General features: G+C 54.7%; 2 protein-coding genes. One reads left to right on the top strand and one right to left on the bottom strand.

Annotated elements, in window-relative coordinates; all coding sequences use genetic code 11:
* Positions 1-773: 773 nt before the first annotated feature.
* A complete protein-coding gene (locus B2R17_RS10905; protein WP_286764003.1) occupies positions 774-2,540 on the bottom strand; it encodes a ShlB/FhaC/HecB family hemolysin secretion/activation protein in 1,767 nt (588 codons plus the stop codon).
* Positions 2,541-3,123: 583 nt separating this feature from the next.
* Between B2R17_RS10905 and B2R17_RS10910 the strand changes: the two genes are divergently transcribed.
* On the top strand, positions 3,124-3,904 hold a 781-nt coding region (locus B2R17_RS10910), incomplete at its 3' end, for a filamentous hemagglutinin N-terminal domain-containing protein (protein ID WP_286764004.1).

Raw genomic sequence — 3,904 nt, forward strand, 5'->3', positions numbered from 1 at the left:
TCCAAAAGGACCGCCAAGCCGGACCAGGCTCCGTTCGCGTCCGATTGAAAAAATAGTCGACGCCACTTGCGACATCGTCTTACCAAGTCATGTCGAAACAAAGCCGATCCGGCGTCCTCTCGTTCTTCGACGCAGCGTCCTTCACCACTGAAATTGCCTCTCCGATTCGTGTTTATTAGCGAAGATCAGTGTTCGTCTAAACGTCTGCTGGAGAACACTAATCTTCCCTCGGTCTCCCGCTTGGTTTTTCGCTGAATCTTGAGCGTGATTGAATGTGTTGCCGCCCATAGCGGACAGACTGATCGAGCGAAGCGAACGTCGGGACGCGGCTTATGAGACCAGGAGGTTCGTTCGGTGAGTCCGCCAAGAGATCTGCCCGAAACCAAGAGTTCTCATAACCATCTCGAATTCGACGTCAATCTCAATCGCTATCTTCCCCAATGCCGGAGTCGTTTTGCATCGAGCCTTCATCTTCGACGATCAAATCAGCACAGTTTCCCGGTCCACGAAGCGATTGGTTGCGAGATGCGGAGCATCTGCTCCGCTCAACCGAGCTTTTGAAGTTTCAAACAACGATTCTGAACTTCGTACTGATCATTGTTTTTGAAACTGCTGTCGTGACCGGCGATGATTTGCCGCATTCGACGCGTTCGTGCAAATGCCCTTGCCTTCGAGTGTTTACGACGAAGCAGTGAAGCCCGGCGAGATACAATTGAAAGAAGGCGAGCAAAGTATCGCGAGCAAATAGGCAAACCGATCTGCAAAACTTTCTTTTAGAGGCGAGGTCCGGGAATCCACGTCACTGCGAAATGAGCTCGATCATTTCGCTCCGCCGCATCGATGTCTTCGATTCCAAAGCCGTAGTCGAAGCGTGCAATCAGCCGATCGCTAACCTGGAACCGCATCCCTACGCCGGTGCTCACGGCAAATGTATAGGCGTCTTCGCCTGCCAATGGCTGGTCGACGTACCCGTTTCCCACGTCAACAAAGCCATAAGCACGCAATGTCTTTGGTTCCTCAACTGTACCGCAGCGATAGGTTTTGGGACCGAATTCGAAATTTGCAATCCAGCCATGATCGGCGTTGTAGGCGCGACTGTCGGTGCCACGAATCGTGTCGTATCCACCCAATCCCAACGTTTCGCTGAACAGCAGCCTTTCCGAAGAAGCTTGTCCAGTTAGTCGTGTTGTCAACATCCATTCCCGTCGCGCAACATCGGCACGTTCGTAACGTAAACGACCATACACATAGTCAGGCGAAGCACCAGGACGGATCGTGTTGAAGGCATCCGAGGAGTGACTGCCCGTCATGCCGCCTCCCGGGCCAATGAACAGATCCGCACGAAACAGTCGATATTGATTGACGTCAATTCGCTCAAAGCTGTCGTAACCAAGACGCAATTGAAACAGGTCGGCAACTGAGTCGCTGACCTGGCTTCCCGCAAACTCCAAGTTATTGTTCGTTGACTTAAAATCAAAACCCGCACTCAGGTTTCGACTATGAAATCGATCGCGGGACAGATGCCGGATCAGTTGCCCACCGAATTGATAGCTCTCACCGTCTTGGGCGAACCCGCTATCCATCATAGGAGTCACACCGGCCCAACTGCCGTACCCTTGCAACGAGAACTCGCGACTGAGCGGCTGATCCAAGCTAATTGAATGAGCACGCAGCAACGCAAACTCTTCATCGGTTGTGAATTGGTAGCCCAGGATGCCACCGTGTCCGAGAAAGTTCCCGTATTGGAAACCGGCGAAGAACCTTCCGTAGTTCAACGTCGACACTCCGCTGTCATCAATCCCCATGTAGCCTCGAATCGGACACAGGTCTTCGATTTCATAGATCACGTCGGTGGTTCCCGCCTCGGTTCCCTTGTCAAAATCCACGCTGACTCGGCGAAACGGGTTCTGGTTCATCCAAAACAAATCGTCTTCAATGTGCGGCTCATACAGTCGATTGCCACGGTGGGTTTTCGCAATCCAGCGAGACGCGGGCTTGCAATCAAAATGCTGGCCGCTGCGAACCATCACGCGACCAATCCGAGTTTCCGTGACAACGAGATACAGCGTTCCGCCGGTGATCCGTTGCTCAGGGATCACCACATCCACGATCGGTTGCTTGCAACGCTGGTACTGCTTGATGATATCGCGTGACAATTCATTGATGCGTCGCAGCGTGATCGGTTGCCCAATCGCTCGCTGCACAATTCCACGCACGGCGTGTTTGCAAACCAGCGAATCGGGTTCGTCGAAGTCGTAGTGAATCCCGACCAGCGAATCGATCGTCGGCGACTGATCGATCTTGTCGCCGTGGTCAACGATCACAACCGCTTCAAGAGCTTGCACCAGCACACGGTCGTCTTCGACCGGGGCGGGCAGATCGGTGGCCGCGTCCACTTCCGGCAGCTCACCGGTGCGTGGCGGTAGCTTGAGAGGTTTGTACGCCTCGTAGTTCTGCGCGTGTATCTCTGATTTGGTTGCCAGACACACAAGCCCCACAACGCAGACCGGCACCACGACCCGTACAATCGTACGAAGCATCACATCATCCTTGAATTGCCCCACGGAAGTTGCCCTTGTTGGCACGATCCTTCGTGCCAATTTCCTCCGCATGTAGGAAACCGGATCGGCTGCGTTCACAGGTGAACTTTTGCACGGCAGCTGAATACCTCGCCCCCCAAGCAATCCGCGTCGCATCCTAACGATCGTGTTGATTGAAGCCGTTCTATCGCTCACGTCGGTTGAAAGCGCTGGAGGCCTGCAACGGATGAGCCAACGAATCCGGTTCAAAGCTTCCACCACAGAACTTTCTGGCTCGCCCACGTCGCGTTCATCGTTAGGAATTCACAAGAACGTTTTCAATTCGCTACCAACGCTACAGTCGGGCGGTTCCATCTCCTTTTCTTAACAAGAAGGCTGTCCCTAACTGACAAACACGATGCATCGGTAAGAGTTGAGGACGGGATCCCCCACGAGGGTGAATCCATGGGGCACCAATTATCAAGGACTGAAAATGGCTGGGCATAGTCATCGGGCAAACACGTCCACACTCAATCGTTCATCGATCACTCCTACCGCCAAACGAAAACGTGCGACCCTGTTCGCGGCGATTTGTTCAATTGGCATGACCGCGGCCTCGGCATCCGCGCAGATGCCAACCGGGGCCGACGTCGTTGCGGGACATGCCGCGATCTCGCAGGCTGCGGGCGTGATGAATGTCGATGCGGCGACGAACCGCGCGATCGTGAACTGGGATTCGTTCAGCGTCGGTGCGGGCAACACAGCAAACTTCAATCTGCCCGACGCCAGCTCATCGATCCTCAACCGCGTCACGACGCCGAGCATGCCGTCAACCATCGCTGGGACGATCAACTCAAACGGCAACGTCTTTTTGGTCAATCCGTCCGGGATCGTTGTCTCCGGTTCAGGGATGGTGAACACGAACGGTTTCACCGCGTCGACCTTTGATGTCACCAACCAAGACTTCATGAACGGCGGGGCACTCGCGTTCACTCGTGGCGAAGGTGCGGGCAGCATCGTCAACGACGGGACGATTGTGACGGGCAGCGGCGGTGCTCATTTGATCGCCAGCGACATTGCCAACAACGGCACGATCCAAAGCATCGGTGGCAACATCACATTGTCTTCCGGTGGCAGGGTGACGTTGGAAAACGGAGTCACCTACGTGCAGCCATCAATGGCGACACTGGAAAGTGGCATCAGCCCCACGGCGGGTATGATTCAAAACACGGGCACGATTCGAGCGACCGGTGCGGCGACCAGCGGTGGCGAGGTTTATCTGGTCAATCCGAATGGCAAGATTCTGCACGACGGAACGATCGCGGCTAGCCAGACTTCTCACGTCGTGACGGATGATTCGATTGACAGGCTGGAAGCCTATCCCA

The sequence above is a fragment of the Rhodopirellula sp. UBA1907 genome, from assembly GCF_002337565.1.
Taxonomy (GTDB): domain Bacteria; phylum Planctomycetota; class Planctomycetia; order Pirellulales; family Pirellulaceae; genus Rhodopirellula; species Rhodopirellula europaea.

Bases quoted from the DNA above. Each gene is read 5' to 3' on its own strand.
- B2R17_RS10905 (WP_286764003.1), bottom strand. From the start codon at position 2,540: ATGCTTCGTACGATTGTACGGGTCGTGGTGCCGGTCTGCGTTGTGGGG.